This is a genomic window from Planococcus sp. SSTMD024, from assembly GCF_041320495.1.
GTDB lineage: Bacteria > Bacillota > Bacilli > Bacillales_A > Planococcaceae > Planococcus.
The window spans coordinates 60238-81552 of sequence record NZ_JBGGNS010000021.1; the positions used below are offsets into that span (position 1 = coordinate 60238).

General features: G+C 51.3%; 22 protein-coding genes. 8 read left to right on the forward strand and 14 right to left on the reverse strand.

The features are described from left to right. Window positions 1-5 precede the first annotated feature (5 nt). A complete protein-coding gene (locus tag AB9R92_RS07355; protein ID WP_370668818.1) occupies window positions 6-998 on the forward strand; it encodes an ABC transporter substrate-binding protein in 993 nt (330 codons plus the stop codon). 47 nt (window positions 999-1045) lie between these two features. On the opposite strand, the gene AB9R92_RS07360 is transcribed toward AB9R92_RS07355, so the two are convergent. The 8 genes from AB9R92_RS07360 to AB9R92_RS07395 form a co-directional block, all read right to left on the reverse strand. Continuing rightward, window positions 1046-2593, reverse strand: coding sequence for a Na/Pi cotransporter family protein (locus AB9R92_RS07360; RefSeq protein WP_370668819.1), 1548 nt, complete (start codon window positions 2591-2593; stop codon window positions 1046-1048). Between the two features lie 133 nt (window positions 2594-2726). Beyond that, window positions 2727-3584 (reverse strand): YusW family protein, encoded by an 858-nt coding sequence (locus tag AB9R92_RS07365; protein WP_370668820.1) that lies wholly within the window; start codon window positions 3582-3584, stop codon window positions 2727-2729. A gap of 123 nt (window positions 3585-3707) precedes the next feature. Continuing rightward, a complete protein-coding gene (locus AB9R92_RS07370) occupies window positions 3708-5006 on the reverse strand; it encodes an MFS transporter (protein ID WP_370668821.1) in 1299 nt (432 codons plus the stop codon). 112 nt (window positions 5007-5118) lie between these two features. After that, on the reverse strand, window positions 5119-5478 hold the full coding sequence (locus AB9R92_RS07375) for a hypothetical protein (RefSeq protein WP_370668822.1): 360 nt from the start codon (window positions 5476-5478) through the stop codon (window positions 5119-5121). A 117-nt stretch (window positions 5479-5595) separates the two neighbouring features. Next, on the reverse strand, window positions 5596-6741 hold the full coding sequence (locus AB9R92_RS07380) for a glycerate kinase (protein WP_370668823.1): 1146 nt from the start codon (window positions 6739-6741) through the stop codon (window positions 5596-5598). Window positions 6742-6991: 250 nt separating this feature from the next. After that, window positions 6992-7444, reverse strand: coding sequence for a hypothetical protein (locus AB9R92_RS07385; protein WP_370668824.1), 453 nt, complete (start codon window positions 7442-7444; stop codon window positions 6992-6994). Next, on the reverse strand, window positions 7437-8258 hold the full coding sequence (locus AB9R92_RS07390; RefSeq protein ID WP_370668825.1) for a DUF3100 domain-containing protein: 822 nt from the start codon (window positions 8256-8258) through the stop codon (window positions 7437-7439). The genes AB9R92_RS07385 and AB9R92_RS07390 overlap by 8 nt, the downstream gene beginning before the upstream one ends. Window positions 8259-8458: 200 nt before the next feature. Then, the gene (locus AB9R92_RS07395; RefSeq protein ID WP_370668826.1) at window positions 8459-10492 is read right to left on the reverse strand and encodes a Na+/H+ antiporter; all 2034 of its coding nucleotides are present in this window, start codon (window positions 10490-10492) and stop codon (window positions 8459-8461) included. A 148-nt stretch (window positions 10493-10640) separates the two neighbouring features. On the opposite strand from AB9R92_RS07395, the gene AB9R92_RS07400 reads away from it, so the two are divergent. The 3 genes from AB9R92_RS07400 (at window position 10641) to AB9R92_RS07410 (ending at window position 12950) form a co-directional block, all read left to right on the forward strand. Further along, entirely contained in the window at window positions 10641-11018 is a 378-nt protein-coding gene (locus tag AB9R92_RS07400; protein WP_068488018.1) for a YidH family protein, read from the forward strand. 186 nt (window positions 11019-11204) lie between these two features. After that, window positions 11205-12341: a CapA family protein gene (locus AB9R92_RS07405; RefSeq protein ID WP_370668827.1), complete on the forward strand. Its 1137-nt coding sequence runs from the start codon at window positions 11205-11207 to the stop codon at window positions 12339-12341. Window positions 12342-12353: 12 nt separating this feature from the next. Continuing rightward, window positions 12354-12950, forward strand: a complete 597-nt coding sequence (locus AB9R92_RS07410) for a hypothetical protein (protein ID WP_370668828.1) — start codon at window positions 12354-12356, stop codon at window positions 12948-12950. Between the two features lie 85 nt (window positions 12951-13035). Here AB9R92_RS07410 and AB9R92_RS07415 read toward each other — a convergent pair whose 3' ends face one another. Next, window positions 13036-13878 carry a YitT family protein gene (locus tag AB9R92_RS07415; RefSeq protein WP_370668829.1) on the reverse strand — a complete coding sequence of 281 codons (843 nt, stop codon included), beginning with the start codon at window positions 13876-13878 and terminating at the stop codon, window positions 13036-13038. A gap of 245 nt (window positions 13879-14123) precedes the next feature. On the opposite strand from AB9R92_RS07415, the gene AB9R92_RS07420 reads away from it, so the two are divergent. Then, window positions 14124-15341 carry an EAL domain-containing protein gene (locus AB9R92_RS07420; protein WP_370668830.1) on the forward strand — a complete coding sequence of 406 codons (1218 nt, stop codon included), beginning with the start codon at window positions 14124-14126 and terminating at the stop codon, window positions 15339-15341. Between the two features lie 48 nt (window positions 15342-15389). On the opposite strand, the gene AB9R92_RS07425 is transcribed toward AB9R92_RS07420, so the two are convergent. The 3 genes from AB9R92_RS07425 to AB9R92_RS07435 all read right to left on the reverse strand — a co-directional run bounded on the left by AB9R92_RS07425 (window position 15390) and on the right by AB9R92_RS07435 (window position 17320). Continuing rightward, window positions 15390-16253 carry a PPK2 family polyphosphate kinase gene (locus tag AB9R92_RS07425; RefSeq protein WP_370668831.1) on the reverse strand — a complete coding sequence of 288 codons (864 nt, stop codon included), beginning with the start codon at window positions 16251-16253 and terminating at the stop codon, window positions 15390-15392. A 183-nt stretch (window positions 16254-16436) separates the two neighbouring features. Beyond that, window positions 16437-17087 carry a hypothetical protein gene (locus tag AB9R92_RS07430; protein WP_370668832.1) on the reverse strand — a complete coding sequence of 217 codons (651 nt, stop codon included), beginning with the start codon at window positions 17085-17087 and terminating at the stop codon, window positions 16437-16439. Window positions 17088-17191: 104 nt separating this feature from the next. Beyond that, entirely contained in the window at window positions 17192-17320 is a 129-nt protein-coding gene (locus tag AB9R92_RS07435) for a hypothetical protein (RefSeq protein WP_370668833.1), read from the reverse strand. A gap of 201 nt (window positions 17321-17521) precedes the next feature. Between AB9R92_RS07435 and AB9R92_RS07440 the strand changes: the two genes are divergently transcribed. Beyond that, complete coding sequence (locus AB9R92_RS07440) at window positions 17522-17692, forward strand: hypothetical protein (RefSeq protein WP_370668834.1); 171 nt, start codon at window positions 17522-17524, stop codon at window positions 17690-17692. Window positions 17693-17740: 48 nt separating this feature from the next. Here AB9R92_RS07440 and AB9R92_RS07445 read toward each other — a convergent pair whose 3' ends face one another. Further along, the gene (locus AB9R92_RS07445; protein WP_370668835.1) at window positions 17741-18181 is read right to left on the reverse strand and encodes a VOC family protein; all 441 of its coding nucleotides are present in this window, start codon (window positions 18179-18181) and stop codon (window positions 17741-17743) included. A 71-nt stretch (window positions 18182-18252) separates the two neighbouring features. After that, window positions 18253-18675 (reverse strand): hypothetical protein, encoded by a 423-nt coding sequence (locus AB9R92_RS07450; protein ID WP_370668836.1) that lies wholly within the window; start codon window positions 18673-18675, stop codon window positions 18253-18255. 251 nt (window positions 18676-18926) lie between these two features. On the opposite strand from AB9R92_RS07450, the gene AB9R92_RS07455 reads away from it, so the two are divergent. Beyond that, on the forward strand, window positions 18927-19784 hold the full coding sequence (locus AB9R92_RS07455; RefSeq protein ID WP_370668837.1) for a GNAT family N-acetyltransferase: 858 nt from the start codon (window positions 18927-18929) through the stop codon (window positions 19782-19784). A 90-nt stretch (window positions 19785-19874) separates the two neighbouring features. Then, window positions 19875-21200 carry a Glu/Leu/Phe/Val family dehydrogenase gene (locus AB9R92_RS07460; RefSeq protein ID WP_370668838.1) on the forward strand — a complete coding sequence of 442 codons (1326 nt, stop codon included), beginning with the start codon at window positions 19875-19877 and terminating at the stop codon, window positions 21198-21200. Window positions 21201-21315 lie beyond the last annotated feature (115 nt).

The following is a 21315-nucleotide window of genomic DNA, read 5'->3' on the forward strand; positions in this document are numbered from 1 at the left end:
ATTTCATGAAAAAATCCGGACTTATTTTGACTTCACTTGCGGCTGCGGGCATCTTGTCAGCTTGCGGGGCTTCAGGCGCTGCGACAAGCGATGCCGAAGATACCGTCGTACTCGGTTATTTCCCAAACCTTGACCACGCCACGGCAATGGTCGCAAAAGACCAGCAATTTTATGAAAGCAATTTGCCGGAAGGCACGAATGTCGAATACGTGACGTTCGCTGACGGCTCCGACTTCATGACGGCGCTGAAAACCGGTGATATCGACGGCGGCTTGGTCGGCCCAGGGCCTGCGATGAACAACTATACGAATGGCGCGGATGTGCGCATGATCGCCGGCGGCGCGAGTGGCGGAACCGTTGTCATGGCACGTGATGGCAGCGGCATCGAATCCATCGAAGATATCCCGGGCAGCACATTCATCACCCCGCGCGTCGGCTGCACGCACGATGTCCAGTTCGAGACATACATGAAAGAAAACGACATCACATCGAACCGCATCGGCGGCGAAATGATCCACCAGACAGGCAAGCCGGCGCAATATGAAGCGATGTTCGAAACCGGCAAGATCGATGTCGCGGTCGCCCCGGAACCTTGGGCCTCCGTCCTTGCGCAAAATACCGGCGCCAAAGTGATCATCGAACCGGATGAAATTTCATTTGGCACCACGCTTCCGGCATCTGTCCTCGTCACTTCGAGCGAAATGATCGAATCCAGCCCAGAAACAGTTCAAGGAATAGTCGATGCGCACGAAGAAGCTACCGCTTATATTGAAGAAAACCCTGAGGAATCAAAGGAAATCGTCATCTCTACCATCGATGACATCACTGGCCAGGAGCTTGAAAAATCCGTTATCGATGGCGCTTGGGACAATATGTTCTTCAGCACGGACATCGACGGCGATGAAATCCAGGCCTTTGGCGACTCGTCATTCGACTTGAAATTCCTGAAAGAACAACCTGATTTCAGCGAATTGACCGATACGCAGTTTTTGAACTAACTAGAATGAACGAAACCCCTCACCAGAATAATCGGTGAGGGGTTTCTTCATGTCCGCTGCGCTTTTTCAAGCCTGGCAACGGCGCGCCAAGCATGGTAAATCAAACGGTCGAACCATACCAAGGCGTCGACTTTTTTCAAAACGGTCGCGAGCTCCGTTTCGTTTTTGGCAGCACGGACATAATATTCATTGCGCCGCGCTTTCCGTTCGGCGGCCATTTCTCCGGAAGCGGAACTGAACTCCTTGGCAAGTTCCGGCAATTGTTCATCTTCGGTCATATTCGTTTGCGCTTTGTCGAGCAGTGGCATCCATTTTCCGGTGAGTCCTGGATGGACCTGATAGGCTTCCCGGCCGATCGGCTCTTCAATCACTTGCAGCAGGCGGTCGACATGGTCGAGGGTATGCAGGATTTGCACATGCCGCTGGAAAGCTTCCTGCGGCATGGACTGGATTTGGTCAAGGAACGTACGGATTTCCATTGCCGCCCCGTGCAATGTATCCACTTTGCGCCGGTCCACCGTGCCGTCACGCAACACCATGCGCATGAGCAGCATCAATTCCGCTAACACCAATTGAATCGCCTGATGCACTGTTTCGAGCGCCACTTCCGGAAGTTTGGCGACTTGCGGGTTTAGATGCCGGACGAACGGATTGCCTTTTTCCGGGACGATTTTTTCGATAAAGTGAATGAACGGGCGGATCAACACCGCAAAGACCAAAACACCGAGCACATTGAACAAAGTATGGAAAATGGCGATGCCAAATGCCGGATCGAACTCATCGAATACCATCTCGGTGATGGCAACCGTCGCTATCAATAATTGCGGCGTTAGCACAAGCGCCAACGCGGCGGTCCCGATATTGAACAGCACATGCGTCAAGCCGGCCCGCTTCGCGGCTGTCCCCGCCCCGATGGCCGCAACGATCGCGGTGAGCGTCGTCCCGATGTTTTGGCCGATGACGAGATACGCCGCCTGCTCGAATTCGATAACCCCCGAAAACAAAGCCGTCAGCGTCGTTGCGACAGCAGCGCTTGAAGATTGCATGATGACGGTCATCACAGTGCCGATCAACACGAGCAGGAAGATATTCGTCAGCCCGGCAAACGAGACGGCATGCTGCAGTTCTGCCATCCCTTCCTGCAAGACACCAATGCCAAGAAACAACAACCCGAATCCGGCGAGAACCGAACCATAAGCCGTGTTTCGCTCGGGCAGGAATGTTTTCAACAAGACCCCGAACCCAACGATCGGCAACGCCCAGCCTTGCAGGTCCACTTTAAAGCCGATGAGCGAAACGAGCCAGCCGGTGCTGGTGCTCCCGATATTCGCTCCCATGATCACGCCGACGGATTGCGCAAAGCTGAGCAATCCGGCACTGACAAAACCAATCGTCAAAAGTGTAACCGCAGTGGACGATTGGATGATGGCTGTAATGAGAGCACCGGAAAAAATGGCACGGCCGGTGCCTCCCGCGAAACGGTTCATCCACCCTTTGATGAATTCTCCAGTCAGTTCTTTCAAGGAACCCGTCATCATTTGCATGCCCAGAAGAAACAAGCCAATTCCGCCCAGAATCACCAAAAGCATCCCCATCACAACCACCTCCTTTGATTTCCAGTGTAAACGAAAACTCAGGTTTTTACCGAAAGAAGTTCGGCTATTTTTTTCGCTGGACAATGAACAAAAACCGCTCAAAAAAGAGCCTTCCGCAGAAGGCTCTTGCTCTTTACTTCAGGTCATGGGAAAACTTGATTTCTTCCCCGCCTTTATAATCGACTTCCAAATCAAAATCCTCTACTTCAGCCGCATCGATCGATAGCGCTTGCAGGACTTCGGCTTTCATGTCAGCGATGGAACGGCCTGTCGTGATCGTGACTTGGGCGATCAGCCGTTCCATTTCCTCAAGGGCCCCGGCCCCTTCACTTTCCGATCCATCGCGGCGTTCGATTTCCGCTTCCCGCTCATCGCTTTCGAATTCATAACTCGCTTCGCCCCCACCGGCAAATGTCAATTCGAGTGAGAATTCATCGACCTCTTCAGAGCTTGTGCCTTTGTTCACGTCGTGATCGATTTCCAATTCTTCGCCAGAATCGAATTTTACATCCAGTTCAAAATCACGGACATTTGACTGTTCAGCATTGACCGCTTCCAACACCTCACGTCTGATGTCTTCAAGCGGCCGCTCTGTCGAGAACTTCACCGCCCGGAAAAGCTGGGCAAATTCATCCTTGGCCTCCTGGCCTGATAACCGGTCTCCGGAATCGCGCTCAATCATAGCCTTGTTGCGGTCATATTCGAATTCCCATTCCCGGTCATCCGTGAATTCCACATCCAGGTCGAATTCACGGATCCCGCTGCTTGCTGCCGGAGTAGCTCCATTCTCATCTTGCGCTGCTTCTTCCGTAGTCTCTGTTTGGTCAGCCGACTCCTCCTGTGCTGTGCCGCTATCTCCATTCGATGCATCCGTCACTTGCTGCTCCGCCGCATTTTCAGTAGCTGCCGTTGTCGTTTCATTCGTTTCCTGTCCAGTGCCGCATCCTGCCAATAAAATCACCGCGGCCATTCCTGCCGTCATTTTCTTCATCTTCGAACACCCTTTCCCGCTTTATGATAGTACCATCATATCCGCGCGAACTGAGTGGCTGCTGAGGAGAACATTAAGATTCCATGAGAATGAAAGAAACGGAGGCACATAAGCCCCCGCTCCTTATGAAACACTGGTTTCTTGATTGCGCCAAAACCAAATAACGACAGGCACCAATAATAACGACAGAATTCCGCCGGCAAGCGACAGCGCCGCAAAACTGGTACCGGCTACGACCATTCCCGACATCCCGCCGCCAGTCGCTCCGGCAAGGGCGATCAGGACATCGACCGTCCCTTGCGTTTTGGCGCGCGCCTTCGGTTTCGTCGAGTCGACGATCAGCGCCGTGCCGCTGATTAAGCCAAAGTTCCAGCCGAGCCCAAGCAATGCCAGTGCCAGGATCAAAACAAACAGCGAATCCCCTGGAGCGAGCGCCGCCACCAGCCCCGCCGCGAGCAAGGTCACTCCTGCCGCGACGACCATCGCAACACGCCCCGCTTTATCGACCAGCACCCCGGTCACGAGCGAAGGCAAATACATCGCTGCTACATGGATGCCGATGACCATGCCGATTGCGTTAAGTGAATGTCCATGATGCCCCATATGCACCGGTGTCATCGTCATGATCGCGACCATGACGATTTGCGTGATGACCATCACCGTTGCCCCGAGAAAGACACCGCGGCTAATGACCGCCGGGCCCGCCACTTCTTCTTCTCCTGACGCTGCCTGATCCCGCTTTTGTTGATCGCTGATAAAACGCGACACCATGAGCGGATCCGGGCGCAATAACGCAAATAAAACGATGCCTGCCAATATATATGCAGCTCCCGCTAAAATGAACGGCCCGGCAAGCGCCGGCACCCCGATCGATTCAGCGAAACTTCCCATGACGCCGACCAGATTCGGCCCGGCAAATGCCCCGAATGTTGTCGCCACCATGGCGACGCTGATGGCCGTGCCGCGCTGTTTCGTGCTGGCCAGGTCCGTTCCTGCATAACGCGCTTGAAGATTTGTCGCCGTTCCTGCCCCGTAGATGAGAAACGACAGAAACAGCAGGAAGACATTCCCCCAGATTGCGGCAAATACGACGCCGATCGAGCCGATGCCGCCCGTAAGAAAACCGGCAGCCAAACCTGTCCTACGGCCGAAACCTTGGGACAAGCGCCCGACACCGAGCGCAGCCCCTGCCGAGCCGAGCGTAAAGAGAAAGACCGGAAGCCCTGCATAGCTTTCTGTGCCGAGCATATCCCGGGCGAGCAAAGCGCCGACCGTAATCCCAGCGGCCAAGCCCGCTCCACCGAAAATTTGCGAAAGCATGACAATCCACAAAGTACGCTTATACAAGTTTTGCAATTTCTCCGGCGACTTGATGTAGCTGTCAAGCTCTTGGCCGCCTGCTTGCGTTGTTCTTTTAGCCATCCGTCGGCCTCCATTCAAAAGTTAAATAGCAGATTCATTATAGCGCGTTTCCTTTTGCTATGGAGGATGGAATTTCAGGCATGAAAAAAAAGAGCCACTTGCGGCTCTTTCCTCAAACAGCCTGTTCGCTGCTTTCTTCCACTTCACGTCGCCATTTTCTCAGCGCCCGCCGTTTTCTTGAATCGCGGATCGTATACTGTTTCGCACGCCCAAGCAGTTGGATGCGTTCGGCTTCATGGGCGGAATCGATTTGCCCGAGATGGATCGCCAGAAAGAATTCCAAGAAGCGGATCGCTTCGATCTGTTCTCCAGTTGAAGAAGGATTTAGTCTGTCGAGATTCAATTTCATGCGCTGCAAATCCGATTGCCCTGGTTCACGGGACTTGGAAAAACGTTTGTAAAAAGCCATCATATCCGTATATAAACTACTGGTGTCTTTCCGAAGATTGCTTCTGGTCTGCAGTGTCCTCACGGAAAATCCCCCCTCATTTTCATTTCACCCGAACGTGCATACTTTAGGCAGTTAATGATTTCTACCCCATTTCGCCTTTCGATACACCTGTTCTGAAATAAAAATGCTCCCTGCCGCTTACTGTTGTGGTGGACATTTGTGCAGATAAGCGGCGAGAATTTCCGCTGTTCGCGTGCGCACATGGATGTAGGCATTGTCCATCGATTGGCTTTCCGTAATGGCTCCCCCTGCGACTGAATGCACTTCTTCGAAAAAGCGCTCCAAGTTTCTGCGGCTCTCCGGATCAATCACGCCCGACAATAAAATGACCGGCTTGCCACGGGCAGCGGCCAATTGCGCAATGCCAAAAGCTGCTTTTCCGGATAAGGTCTGCTGATCTGACTTCCCTTCACCCGTGAGAATTAAATCGCTCGACTGGACGTGTTCGACAAACCCCGAAGCTTCCAACACCACATCGATGCCGCGCTTCATGACCGCTGGAAAAAATGCCAAAAACGCGCCGCCAGCACCGCCAGCCGCACCCGCGCCTGGAAAATCATGCAACGGCATTCCCGTCTCTTGCTCCACAATATCAGCATAATGGCTGAGTTGTTGGTCCAGATTCCTTGCCATTTCATCGGTTGCGCCTTTTTGAGGGCCGAAGACATGCGAAGCGCCGTTCGGCCCGACCAGTGGATTGTCGACATCGCTCGCGATCACAAATCGGCATTCACGGATACGTGAGTCAAATGAGTTTCTATCAATCGTGCACAAGCCAGCCAATGCTCCACCCCCGGCCGGCAACGATTTGCCAGAAGCATCAAGGAATTTCATGCCGAGCGCACGGAGTATGCCAGTGCCCCCGTCATTTGTTGCGCTGCCCCCAAGCCCGATGATGAAATCCCGGAACCCGGCATCAAGGGCATGGCGGATCAATTCGCCGGTCCCTTCGGTCGATGCACGCTCAGGATTGCGCTCCGTTTCTGAAAGTAAAGTTAAACCGGAGGCCTCTGCAATTTCAATTACACAAGTCTTGGCGTTCCCGAGCACTCCGTAACTGGCAGCGACCGGCTTCCCAAGCGGCCCTGATACTTGGTGTGTGACTATGCGGCCGTTTGTCGCCGCGACCAGATTTGCCATCGTCCCTTCACCGCCATCCGCAGACGGCAATTCGATGACTTCGCTATCCGGAGCTTCATCCAATATCCCTTCCGCCATTGCCCGTGCAGCTTCCTTGGCGGTGATACTGCCTTTAAAAGAATCAGGTGCCACAACGATTTTCATCAACCTTCCCCCTCCATACCGATCGATTCGAAAAACATGTCTATACAGACTGTACAAGTTTCAATTATTTGCGGCAAGATGTTTAGTGTTGTTCAGCATGTGGTAACTACTAAACAGAAGCGTATAGTGAGCTTCCCCCTTCACCCCCTTAATTTTTTGAAGGCCCGATGCAGGCGACTGCACCGGGCCATTTCTTTTGGCGTTCAAGCAAAAAATCCCCGCAGCGAATTTCGCTGCGGGGATTTTCCCTTTATATGATGCCTTGCCAGCGCAAGATCATTTCAGCGATCAAGGCCGATCCGATAAATGTCCCAAGGAAAACCGCAATGGCGACCAAAAAGCTTCGGAAACCGAGCTTGCGGAAATCCGCCCAATTCGACCCGACCGAAATCCCGGCGTAAGCAAGGATCGGCGTCGCCAGCGCCAATATGCCGATTTGGCTCGTCCAGGAAACGACATATTCCGAACCCGGAAACCATGGCAAGGAAATGATAATGGCGAGTATGCCGATATAGCCGACGGCCGGCATGCTAAAAGGCAATGCTTTCTCCAGCATCAAGCCGACAAGGCTCACTGCGATCAGGACAAGCATTCCCGGGATCGCGTTCCAGGGCAATACGTCCATGCCGAACCAGTTGCCGATCAAGGCAGCGACGCCGAAAATGGCCAAGACCCACGTCCATTCAATTACGCTTTTAAGCATTCGGCCCGCCTCCTTTCGCAGCTTTCCGTTCCGACCTTCTCGTCATGACGCTGTACAATTTCTCCGTCAGCGGCAAGCCGATGAAAATACTGAAATACAAACCGGTGGAAAGCGACAGCAAATTACTTGCCCCGGCAAAGGCAACGATCTGTTCTTCCAATTCCGGATATGCCCCAATTAGCGAACCGCTCGCTGCAGCCATCATCGATCCGCTCCCGACTCCTGATGCCATGGCGAACGACAAGGGATGAAGCGGCGTCGCCGTTGCAAGCAATCCGGCAATCAAGCCAAGAAAAACGGCTCCAAACACCGTTCCGAAAATATAAACCGCCATAACGCCGCGGCCTTCCGGTGAAGAGAATCCGAATTTGTTGACGATCAGCCCGACATTCGGCTCCCGCGCAATCGAGTGGGTCATGCCGATGCTTTCACGACGGAACCCGAGCAGCACCGCAAGCGGCAGTGCCAGAAAAATCGTTCCCAAATTGCCGAGCTCCTGCAATAGAAGCGCCGGTCCCGCCGCGATGATTGCTTCGATCTGCGGCCCAATCGTGACACCGATTTTGGCAATGAGCAAAGTCACCCCTAAAATGATAAGCGGTTCTGCGTTTTTGGCGTTTTTCTCCGAAATGAGCGGCGTAAAATACAAGCCAAGCCCCAGAAAGAATGCATATAGCATCGGCAATAATAGAATAACCCCAGGCCCTACAGCAATGCTGAATTGGCCGATGGCTTCGGTGACGGCTACCAAAATGAATGCAATGGCATGCAAACGCCAATCCTTGATGACAGTTTTCAATTCTACTTTCTCCATCTTTTCTCCTCGCTTTCTTCGGAACTGACAACGATTTTTCATTTAAATCGCAATCCATAAACCTAGTCTACGCTATATGACGGACGATTCAATAGATTTTTCAAATTTTGTTCGCTTTTTATTCTATAGAAAGCATGTCATTTACAGAAGTGACAGATTTTTCAAACCATATGAAAAAGCAGAAGCCTGGGCTTCTGCTTTCATTCTGTCGGATCGTATAAAGTGACGCTTTCGATGTAGTTGATGTACTTTCTCAGTTCTTTTGCCTGTTGACGCGTGATTTCCCCGGCATCGTACATATCGTAGATTTTGGCGCGCCCCATGTCCATGACGTTGATGCGCAATTCCTCTTTCTGCATCTCGTAGCGTTCATCGTATAAGGTTTCGGGGCGTTTGAGGCGGCTGATCATTTTCCGGTACTCGGTCAAAACCGCTTCGACGATGTCTTTGCGTGAAGCTTTTTGATGATAGGCTTCCAGATTCTCAAGGGCGGCTTCAAGCGCCTTCAATTGCACTTCACGGCCGACCTGGTATTCGACCAGCCGGATTTCCTCATCCTGCCAGTTTTCCCCTCGGAACCTGCGCCATGCACGGATCAGTTTGCCTTGCAAATAGATCAATGTGGAACGGGCGTTATGGGCGATCGCTTCCTCGCGGCGGTTCAGCGAATGCTCAAATGCTTCGTAGACTTCCCGTTCCATGCCTTCTGTCTTCTTCAATCTCTCGATAAAGCGGCGCTCGGCTTTCAAAGCCCGCAGCCGCACTTCCTTCATGCGGCGCTGGTATTTCTTATTGGCCTCTTTCGCTTCTTCGCCTTCCGGCTGTACTTGCTGGAAGCGCAAACGGTATTCATCCATCAATTCATATGCCGCCGTTTCATTTGCTTCACTTAGTTCGGATTTGATGCGGGCGATCGATGCCAGCAGAAGGCGGCGCCGTGCTTCTTCCAAATCGATCGCGGCATCTTCTTCACCTCCTGCCAATTTGCCTTTGCTGAGCAGCGGCAAGCACGCGGTCGCAAGAAGCAGCGTCAAGAGGATCGTCCCCACTGCGAGGAACAGCAGCAGTGAACGCTGCGGAAAGATATAGCCGCCTTCAATGATCATCGGCAAGGACAAGATCCCGACCATCGTTACCGTTCCGCGAACGCCCGTCAGGCTGACAAATAAGGTCAGCTTGAGGCTTGGCTTGGCGGCATCTTCCATCTTGCCGAAGCGGTATTCGTATTGGGAGAATAAATAGGCCCAAATAAAGCGGATGCCCAGCAGCATGGCGGTAATCGCCACTACATAAGACAACAGGACGCTTTCATCCATGCTCGGATTTTCCAACGCCCCGCTCATTGCGCCCGGGATGTTGAGCCCGAGCAAGAGGAAGATGATGCCGTTCAGCACGAAGGTAATGATCGTCCAAATGTTTTCCGTCAACATCTGCTCTTCTGCAACCAGCGCTTCGGTATCTTCCTGCACGAGCGAATGGACAATCCCGCCGACGACGACAGCGATGACGCCGGATGCCCCTAATAACTCCTCAGCGACGACAAAGATGATGAACGGCGTCATGATCTGCAACAGCGAATGGAAGGTGACGTCATTAATTCCTTGTTTGCGGAACAATAAGCGGATGCCGACGAACAGCAAGGCGATCACGGCACCAAGAAGCGCTCCTGCCAAAAACTTATAGGAAAAATTAAAAACAGCGGAGTATAGCGAGAAGGTTCCCGTGACGACTGCGGCAACTGCGTAATTAAATGCGACGAGCCCTGAGGCATCATTGATCAGCGATTCTCCCCGCACGAGGCTCAAGACATTGCCCGGGATGCGGACACGCTGCGAAATGCCGTTCACGGCGACCGGGTCCGTCGGCGACAGGATGGCCGCGAGTGCGAACGCAGCGGCGAGCGGGATGTCTCCTATAAGCCAGTGGATAAAATAGCCGCCGATCAAAGTCGTCAGCAGTACCAGGATGACTGCGTTGCCAAAAATCGGCCCGCGCATGCGCCATAATTCCTCACGCGGAAAATGCCGCCCGTCGTTGAACAGAAGTGGTGCGATAAACAATAGCAGAAACCATTCGGCTTCCAATTCAAACCTGAAATCCTCGAAGACCAGCACGATAATCGTTCCGAGCGCCACTTGGATAAGTGCTGTGGGCACTTGCGGCACGTAGTGGCTCACTACATTGGAGACGAGAAGCGCGATCAACAGGATCAGGATAGTCAGCAATAATTCCATCGATATTCCCCATTTACTTGTGATGATACATGTATACCCCGATTATGTTTTCGGTTATCCATTTCTTGCTTAGTTTCTAATTAGAACACATACGTTTCGGGTAAACTAGAAGAAAGCACCGGCCATCCGGTCGAAGGAGGTCCAGAACTTGTCACGGCAATCCTACCGTAAAGAAAAAAACCAACTGACTTATACCCAGCAGCATCTCGCAAACGAGCGCACCTATCTCGCCTGGATCCGCACGGCGATTTCCATCGTGGGCGTCGGGTTCCTCGCGACGAGCCTGCATTTCACGATGGGCGTCGTACGCAATCCCTTTGTCGATTTGTTCACAATCATCCTCGGCATTTTCGCATGCGTCTTCGGCTTGGTCATCATTTTCACGGCCACGCGGACCTACCGGGAAAAGCGCCAGCAAATCATCCAGGAAACGTTCTATTCCTCGAACCTGCGCATCAGCATGATTTCCACAATGTTATCAATCATGATTATCATGGTTATCATCTATTTCTTTATCATTATGTGAATCATTTGCGGCTGAAGTTTATTTTCTCTCGGATTCCCCACCAGAGGGCAGGAGATTTATCACGGTAAAAACACAAAACAACTAGTCATTTCCTCACGGTTATAGTATTCTGAAGTCAATCAATCTGACGAATACATGCTGTTCCCGCCCTGCTGTCTGGGCAGGACATCCGAAAGGAATTGACTCATGGCGACTCTCCTAAAATGGTTTATCGTATCCCTGGCTGCTTTTGGAGCTTTGGCCATTAGCCATGGGCAGACATTTGCGGCTGAATCTGCCCTGCCTGAATTTACATTGCGCCCTGTTCCGCCTGCGATGATGCCAGAGCGATTGGCGAGAAACCACCGCGTGAGCTTGTCGGCAATCGGGGATGTGCTCATCCATGAGCCTCTTTACGAAGATGCCAGAACAGGCAGCACGTATGACTTTAATTCCATGTTTGCGCCAATCCAACCTTTCCTTGAATCTTCCGATATTACCGTCGCCAATTCCGAAAGCATCATCGGCGGCAGCGAGATCGGCGTTTCGAGCTACCCATCGTTCAACAGCCCATTCGAGCTCGGCGATGCCATGAAACAAGCCGGAATCGATGTTGTCTCCATGGCAAACAACCATACCTTAGACCGCGGTGTACAGGCTATCGAAAATGCCATTTCTCACTGGCAGGACATCGGCATGGTGTCAACCGGTTCTCACTTGTCCGCACAACAGCGTGCCGACATTCCGGTACTCGAGCGCAACGGCGTCACCTTGTCGTTTTTATCCTATACGTATGGCACCAATGGCGTCCCCACGCCCGCCGGCCGGCCATACCTAGTTAATCGCATCGACCGGGAGTTGATCCAACAGGATTTGGCGTATGCGCGCAAGCATTCCGATGTGACGGTGTTAAGCCTCCATTTCGGCAATGAATACGAACCGATGCCTACCGAAGAGCAGATGGACCTTGCCCGTTTTGCGGCCGAAAACGGCGCAGACATCATCCTTGGCCATCACCCTCACGTCCTGCAGCCGCCTGCCTGGATTGACACTGCAGATGGCCGCCGCAGCTTTGTCTTTTACTCGCTCGGCAATTTCCTGTCCGGCCAAAAAGGCGTTGAACGGCGGATCGGCGGCATCGCTCATCTGGATATCGAAAAACTGGAAACGGCACAAGGATCAAGCATCGCCATCACGAATCCCGCCTTCACCCCAACCTTCGTCCAGCACGACAGATATACGGATTTTGAAGTTTTGTTATTGAAAGACATTAACAATCAATGGAACGCCAATACGAAAGCCCATCTTGCCACTTGGATGCCGGAACTCGAATTCCGCGAATAAAGGAGTGAAGTGATGATGCAGGACTGGAAAACGGAGGAACAAAAAGTCTACACCCCTGCCACCGAAGCACAGGCTGTCCACATCCCGAAACAACTCTATTTTGTCATCGGCGGGCGCGGAAGCATCGGGTCCGAGGATTTCCATGAACGCCTTCGTCTATTAACTGCCTTATCGGAAGCGGTGCGGATGATTCCGCAGCACGGCTATTGCCCCCCGGGTTTTGCCGATTATTCCCTTTATCCGCCGGAAACATTCCACCATGCTGAAGGACAGGACGGCGCCCCCGCGGCTTATTCACTGATGATCCGGCAGCCCGATTTCATTGATAACGAAACAATCGACCGCGCGTTCAACCTGATCCACCAAAAGCGAAAATTCCCGCTCCTTCCGGAAGTGGCATTCGAGGAATTCGAAGATGGGCTATCGGTTCAATTGCGCAGTTCGAAAAAGCATGAACCGGCTGCGGAAGCATTCAGGAAAATCGACCGTTTCCTGCTGGCGAATGCTTTGAAGCGGCGCAACTTCCAATACCGCAAAATTTATACAGGACATGACAGCGCTTTGCTCGATGATGTGGTTTACCGGGTTTTTGTCGAGGATGCGGAATAGCCGCCTAATGGGGACGGTATTCACCATGCAAAGGAAAAGCCGTCCGGAAAAGTGTCTTTTCACTTTTCCGGACGGCTTTTTTCCATTACATCGGATTTTTCTTATAGTTTTCGTCTCGCCGGAAGTTACCGACCACTTCCATCGTCTCGGTGATGCTGACAAAAGCGTTCGGGTCGATTTCCCGGATCAAGGGGCGGACAAACGCCAGCTCGTAGCGGGTGATGACGCTATGCAGCACTTTCACCTTGGCGCCAGTATAGGCGCCTTCCCCGTCCGTAACCGTAATGCCGCGGTATAAGTTCGTCAAAAGTTTTTTCTTCACTTCGTCGCCTTTTGCCGTCACCACCATCAAGCTGAGCTTGATATGGCGCGTATGGATGCGGTCGACAACGATGCCCGTGATATAGATCGATGCCATCGTGTACATCGCGAGCTCCCAGTTGAAGATAAAGCCCGAGATGAAAACGACGCCGCTGTTTAACGTGAACACCATAAAGCCAAGCGGGATGTCGCGTTTCATTGTCAGCAAAAGGCCGATTACATCAAAGCCGCCCGTCGATCCATAAAAGCGGATAATGATCCCGACTGCTGCGCCTGAAATGACGCCCCCGAAGACCGATGACAACAATGCATCTTCTGTCACTTGGACAATCGGGATGTACAGCATGGCAATCGACGTGACGGCCACTGAGAAAATACTGTTGGCGATAAAGGTCTTGCCGAGCTTCATCCAACCGACAATCAAAATCGGCAAGTTCAGCAAAATCAGCCAAATCCCCGAGTTGACCGGCGTCATCAAACCGAAGATCATGGCAACACCGGTGACGCCTCCTGATAGAATTTCATGCGGCAATAGAAACATATTAAAAGCGATCGCCATAACAATGGAAGCAATGAAAATTGCCCCGAGGCGGTAAAATTTGTCCATTTTTTATTCTCCGTTCATTTAATTAATGAGCGATGCCCGCATTCCGTTGATGGCGATGAGGCAAGGCAGCGATTCATATTATAGGGGGGGCGCTCATAGAAAAGCAAGCACTTCTGGTTGGATTTTCGCTTTCTTGCCATTCTCGGAATATTCCTTGTTTGAACGGTGTTTCAAAAGCTTCAATTGAATGCCGGGAACATTAAGACTAAAATAGAAGAAGACAGTGCACGGCAAGGAGAGATACTATGGATCCGTTAGACATCATCGACAATTTGGACAAAGTCATGCCGGTGTTCCAGCCGATCGTCAGCGCCGTCAAACACGACGTCATCGGCTATGAATTGCTCGGCCGCTACATAGAACCGGACGGAATTAAATCACTCGGCGATTTCTTCAATGACCCGGAAGTTCCGGACGAGTTCAAAACCGAAGTGGACCAAAGGCTGCTTGAAATGGCGCTCGACCAAATGCTGGCCGAGAACAACGATTGCCTGCTGTTCATCAACCGCAATGCCCGCCAACTGATGGCAGGAGACGGTGAAGATTTCCTGAAGGCCTTGCTCGAATACCGCAAACGCGGATTCCCGCTTGAGCGCATTGTCCTTGAAATCACTGAGCACGATTTTAACGATGATTTCGATACACTCAATCACTTGCTCTTGTATTTCAAAACCTACGGCATCCAGATTGCTGTCGATCATGTGGGCGCGAAAAGTTCGAACATCGACCGCATTCGCCAGTTGCGGCCGCATATCTTGAAAATTGATATGAGCATCAGCCGCCATCACCAGCCCGATGCGCTCCAGGACATCATCCATTCCCTATCGATGCTTGCCCACCGCATCGGCGCCCGCCTGTTATACGAATACATAGAAGATAACCATCAATTGTATTTCGCTTGGAAACACGGCGGGCATTATTACCAAGGCTATTACCTGGCCCATCCGGACCCTGCCCTGCTGACGACGGATGCCTTGTCCATCCACGTCGGCGATCAAGTAAAGGAATTCGTCCACCGTGAAAAAGCGATGGTCAGCGAACGCTTGGCCTATACCGCCCGTTCCGAGGAAAAGCTCAAACGCTTGATGGGCAAATGGCAAAGCCCAGACTATGCCGACCAGTTCATTCAGGAAGTGCTGCCGCTTTTCGAAACGGAGAGTTTCCGCATCTATATTTGCAATGGCGACGGTGAGCAAGTTTCCTCCAACTTCCGGAAAACCGCCGGAAGCTGGCAAGGCGAACCACAGCAAATCGGTTCCCACTGGGCTTTCCGGCCGTATTTCCTCGAGAATATGATGCTCATGAAAGCGAGCCATAAAGGACGGCTGTCGGACATTTACGCCGATATCGAAACAGGGGAAATGATCCGCACATTCAGCTACCCGCTATCGGACGAATGTTTCCTGTTCATCGATTTAAGCTACGAATTCATTTCCGAAAATGATTATCTATTGTTTCAATAATCACAATCAAAAAAGAACCCGAAGCAGCATTTGCCGCTTCGGGTTTTGTCATTGCGCTTCCTTTTCCAGCTTGTCGATATAATGGTCAAGCTTGCCTTTTTGCTCACCGCTGATCTCAGGCAATTCCGGGTTGATTTCCTCCAGCATTTCCACCATCACCTGGGCGATGATCAAACGGGAATACATCTCATCATCTGCTGGCAGTATATACCAAGGGGCATGGTCTGTAGACGTGTGTGTCAGCATATCCCCAAAGATATCTTGGTAATCCGCCCAATGCTCGCGCTCCTCGACATCACTGAATGAAAATTCCCAATTTTTCTCAGGGTTCTTCATCCGCTCGAGGAGGCGCTTCGTTTGTACTTCCTTTGAAATATTAAAGAAGAATTTCACAAACGGAAAACCGTTCTCGGCCATATACCGTTCAAATTCGTTAATCTGCCGATATCGCCGATTCCATACTTCCCCGTCAATCAACTGGTCGGGCAAGGGCTCTTCTTCGAGCAGATCATGGACGCGCGGCGCAATCACTTCCTCGTAATGGGAGCGGTTCAAAATGCCAATTTGCCCCCGCTCCGGCAAGGCGTCGTGCAAGCGCCACAAATAATCATGCTTCAATTCCTCTTCGGTCGGTTTTCCGAGCGTTGTTACTTTAATCCCCTGGGCAGTCAAGTTCGAGAACAAATACGTAATAGCTTCATCTTTTCCCGCCGCATCCATTGCCTGAAGCGCCACCACAATGCCTTTTTCTTCTTCCGCATGGAGCCGGATATGCCATTTTTTCAATTCTTCAATTGTATCATTTAATTGTTGTTCAATTTGATCGGATTCTGCGCTATGGTCTTCATGTGTCGACCAATCTGCCAAATCCACTTTCTGCCCAGCCTTCACTTTATATTGTTGCGTCTCCATGTAATCACTCCTTGAAATACCAATAGTTCCCCTTCTATACCCCTTTTCAGCATTTGGAATTACAGGGCTTTTTTCTCAATCTAATATTCCCTCTGACACCAGGATGTGCACACAACATGAAAAAGCCCCTTCGAGATCCGTCGCGGATTTCAAAAGAGGCTTTTCGCTTTGGGTTGAGCTTCGTTATTCGTAGGCAATCGACCCGTCTGCCTTCTGTTCATACGTGATATCTTCCTGTTCCATCAAGGAAATCAAGATTTCGGCTTTGTCGTCCGCTTGCTCTTTTTGGCGGTCCAGGATTTCATCCAGTTTTTCATGGACTTCCTCGACATGGTTTTTCTGCAAAGTCTTCGTCATTTCACGCGTCAACTCGATTTGGGCAACATGATAGGATTCCAATCGCGCAAGACGTGGATCGTCTGTATCGAGGTCTTTGGACAATTGCTCCAGCTTTTCCTCCATCTCATTGATATGGAGTTCCGTAAGCGAATTATGGTCATACAGGCGGATGAGCGAATTGCTCACTTCCTTGAGCACTTCCTCGCTTTTCTCGCTTTGGAAAATATACTGTTGGACTTCGTCCTGTTCCGCACTCGCTGTCGAATGCTCATCGTTCCACGGAGCGACATAGCTCGCAAAGGAATACACATTCCACAGGATGAACAACAGCAAAATGCCGCCACCGGCCTTCAGCCAAAGTTTGCGGCGCCCTGGATCTTTTTTATTGGATCGAAAATTTGGCGGTTCAGCACCGGTTTCGTTGCTGTTTTCCGCTTTGTTTCGATTGGATTCATTATTGGGATTACTGTCTGAAAACTGATTGTAATTATCCATGTTACCCTCCGGACATCTATTCGTAACACGATTGTAACAAAAAACATTAAAAATAGCATCCGTTTTTTTAATAAACACAGAAATTATGACAATTTTCGACAAAGTTATGGCATTTGCCGTGGCTGCAAGGGCGTATGAAACATCTCCCATACATCAGTTGGAAAGGTTAGCCCTCCGCTTTTTTCGGGTAAACTGTTTGCAAGCATCATCAGCTGATTGGATTGCTTTTTCATTTATCAGCCATCCTTCTTCCTGGCGATTAGAAAGAAAGGCGGTTTTTCATGCGCATCTCCTGTATGGGAAGTTTACTGATTTCAATTATCCTATCGATTGTATTGACCATTTTGCTGAACTTGCTATTTTTCTAGCTGCCGCTGCAGTTGCCGGTCCATGGCCGCGAAAGTTTTGCATGATTAGAAATGGAGGAACTTCAGATGACAAGAACATTTGTGATTTTGTTGATCGTGTCGGCGCTGTTGTTCATCGGATTCTATTTTGCCATTACGCTCTATAATCGTTTTGTCGGAGGGGTTGTTTCAGTGGGGATGGAGTTTCCAACGGCAGCCATCTTTTATGAAATGCTGTCACCCTCATTCCAAGTGTAAAATTCTTCAGCTAAAGGACCCCCATCACCTGAGCGATGGGGGTCCAGTTTATTTTGCGGGAGTTTGTTCCGTGCTTTCCGCTTCGGATTTGCGGTAATCGAATTGCCACTGCACGCCGAATTTATCTTCCACGACGCCGTATGCTTCGCTCCAATAGCTCTCCTCGAATTCGAAGATCACTTTGCCGCTTTCCGCCAGCTTCTTGAAATCGGCTTTCATTTCACCCAGCTCTTCCGAACGGATGGATACGTGAAAATTGCTGCCGAACGTCGCCGGCTTGCCGGGCATGGCGTCTGATAGCAGCAAATAATCGCCGTAAAGCGGAATTGCCGCTTCCAAGATCAATTCCTTTAAATCTTCATCGAGCTTCGATCCGGGGTTGTCGCCGTAATGGATGACGGACACATCGGTTACGCCGAATACGCCTTCATAATAAGACAGCACTTCTTTGCAGTTCCCGTTAAAAATGATTTGCGGATGGATCGCCACTTTTTAGCCCCCTCTTCAACTTTTCGTATCGTCCCCTTTTCCCTTCCATTTTCAGCATTAAACTCCTGCCGCTATTTCCATACGGGCAATTTTTTCAAAAATGAATAGACGATCGGCCCCAAAAAAACCGCCGCCAAGAAGAGATAAAACGACACCGAAGCGATGAGTACCGTGAAAATACCGCTCCATAACGCCGCCACCGAATACAAAAACAGCAAGAGCACCGCCCAGACAATGCTGATGCGAAGCGCCGCATTTTTCATCCGAATCCGCCTCAGCGTCGCCAAGCCCAACGACAACAGAAAAGCGGGGACCACCATCCACAATAAGGTGCTTGTCGCCATATCGCCTCTTACTTCATCATTCAATAACAGCGTGTCCGAACCGCCAGAAGTCGCCATCGTCACAAACAGCCCGACGACAGTAATCAATCCATAAAGCCCCAAGCCAAACAACAGATCCTTGACCAATTCCACCGCTTTCCAGTTTTCCAACGCCTTCCCTCCTCATCGTTCCCGTGGATTTTCTCGTTATTTCGTTTACCGGGAAATAATCGTTATTCCGATTAGTTCGCCGCAAGCCCCTTTTTCCCCTGCCTGCCTTACAAATCCACATTCGGCCTTTCCAGCAGTCATATACCGCGCATGTGAAATATTTTTCATTTCATGACGTCTCCCGCTTTGTGGCCATGCCCAAAATGCACTAAAATTATTATGCAACTATGATCTTTAAGGAGTGACGATACATGAACGAAACGATCCGCCAGTTGACCGATGATGACTTACAAGCTTTGCAAGATATGGATACCGGAATCGACGATGATTATGTGATCCGGGTATTCGACCGGATTTCTACAGGGCCTAACCGTTTATTCGGTTTGTTCCATGACGGCCGCCTGGCGAGTATCGGCGGCTATACCATTTTCGCGGGCAGCTATGCCATGCTCGGGCGCATGCGGAGCGATGTGCGCTTCCGTGGCCAAAGCCTATCCTCCCGGCTGATGGCCCATGTCCGGGATGCGGCACTCGACCATCCCGGCATCCGTTTTGTCGGCGCCAATACACAGGAGTTCAACCTCCCGGCACAGCGCGTCCTGGAGAAAATCGGCCTATCCCGCCAAGCCGAGTTATTTTCCGCCATTGCAGCGAATGTGGAAACTTTCGAAAGCGGCACTGCACCTTGGCGAAAAATCGAAAGCACCGACGAGAAGATGCGCTGGCTCGAGGCGGTCTACATCCGCTCTAGACGAGTCTTTCCGTTCGAATGCTATTACCCGTTTCCCGCAAGCCCCGATCTTTTTTCCGGCCAAGCGCTTGCACAATGGGACTTCTATGAAAATCCTGCACGTGACCGGATCGTCATCACCAAGCACGACGTGAAGAAATTCGATTACTTGCATACGCTTTATCCTTGGGACGATTTACTTGAACAGCCGGGATTATGGGAAACCTTGCGCGCCCCCCTCGAGAACATCCGCCGAAATTCTGAGGAAGGCGCTTTTGTCTGGATGGACTTGACGCGTACACAGGCAAGCCAGCTGCCCGAAAACCACCCTTTCGACTTGCCGTCGCCTTGGTTTTTATACGGCACGGATATCCAGTAAGTTGTTCTCCTCCCCTTCTAAATGTTTAAGCTTCATTCTTAATAGGAAGACATAGTGTATAGAAGGAAATCAGCCAAGGAGGAGAACAAGATGACACAGCAGGAACATCGCCAAGAAGAAGTAGCAGAAGACTTGAAGCAGGAAATGCCTGCAAAAGAAGTGAGAAACGGCGTTGAGCTTTCGAATCCGCTCGAAATCGTCCAGCGTATGCTCGAAGTGGCGACGCAGGAACTCGAATTGCCGCAAGGGGTGTACGAAATCCTCAAAAAACCGAAGCGCATCTTGAAAGTTTCGATTCCGGTGCGCATGGACGACGGGACCTATCGCGAATTCGAAGGCTATCGTTCCCAGCATTTGGACGTGCTTGGCCCGACAAAAGGCGGCGTACGCTTCCATCCGGGCGTGACCGAGGACGAAGTGGCAGCTTTGTCGATTTGGATGTCGATGAAAGCGGCCATTCTCGGGATTCCCTACGGCGGAGGCAAAGGCGGAATCGTCGTCAATCCGAAAGAGCTGTCCAAGCGGGAACTCGAAGAATTGTCCCGTGGCTTTATCCGCGAACTCGAACCGATCATGGGGCCCGAAAGAGACATTCCAGCACCGGACGTCAACACGACGCCGCAGATCATGGGATGGATGATCGATGAATTTTCCAGACTGAAAGGTAAAAATGTGCCCGGGACGATCACCGGCAAGCCTTTGATCCTTGGTGGATCGGAAGGCCGCGTCGAAGCGACCGGCCGCGGCGTCGTCTTCACCATCGAAGATGCCGCCAAGAAACTAGGGCTCGAACTGGAAGGCATGACCGCAGTCGTTCAAGGCTTCGGGAATGTCGGATCGATTACTGCCAAACTGTTGCATGACCGCGGCGTGAAAGTGATCGGCATCGTCGACGCTGGCGGCGGCATCTATCATAAAGACGGACTTCCGATTGAAGAGTTGATCGGCTATGCCCAAACGACCGGGACCGTGGCCGGATACAATGGCTACGAATCGCTCAGCAACGACGAGTTATTCGCCGCTGATGTGGATATATTGGTGCCCGCGGCGCTCGAGAACCAGATCACTTCAACCACCGGCCCGACCATCCGCGCCAAGATTGTAGCGGAAGCGGCGAACGGCCCCACGACGCCGGACGGCAATGCCGCGATGGAAAAGAACGGTGTCACCGTCATCCCGGATATTCTATGCAACGCGGGAGGCGTCACGGTTTCCTATTTCGAATGGGTACAAAACACGACCCATCTGCGCTGGACCGAGCAGGAAGTGAATGAACGGCTCCACACCGAGATGACAGATGCTTTCGATGATGTCTATGAAATGAAAGAACAAAAAGGCTGCACAATGCGCGAAGCAGCGTATTTGGTCGCTGTGGAACGCATCGCACAAGCGATGGAAGCACGCGGCTGGATTTAGTAGAAGAGGCTGTCCCAAAAGCTCATGAAACAGGGCTTTCGGGGCAGCCTCTTTTTTCTTTTTTTCCGCTGATGTTTCCGGACGCCCGTTTACAGGTAGTGAATAGGAAAGGCCC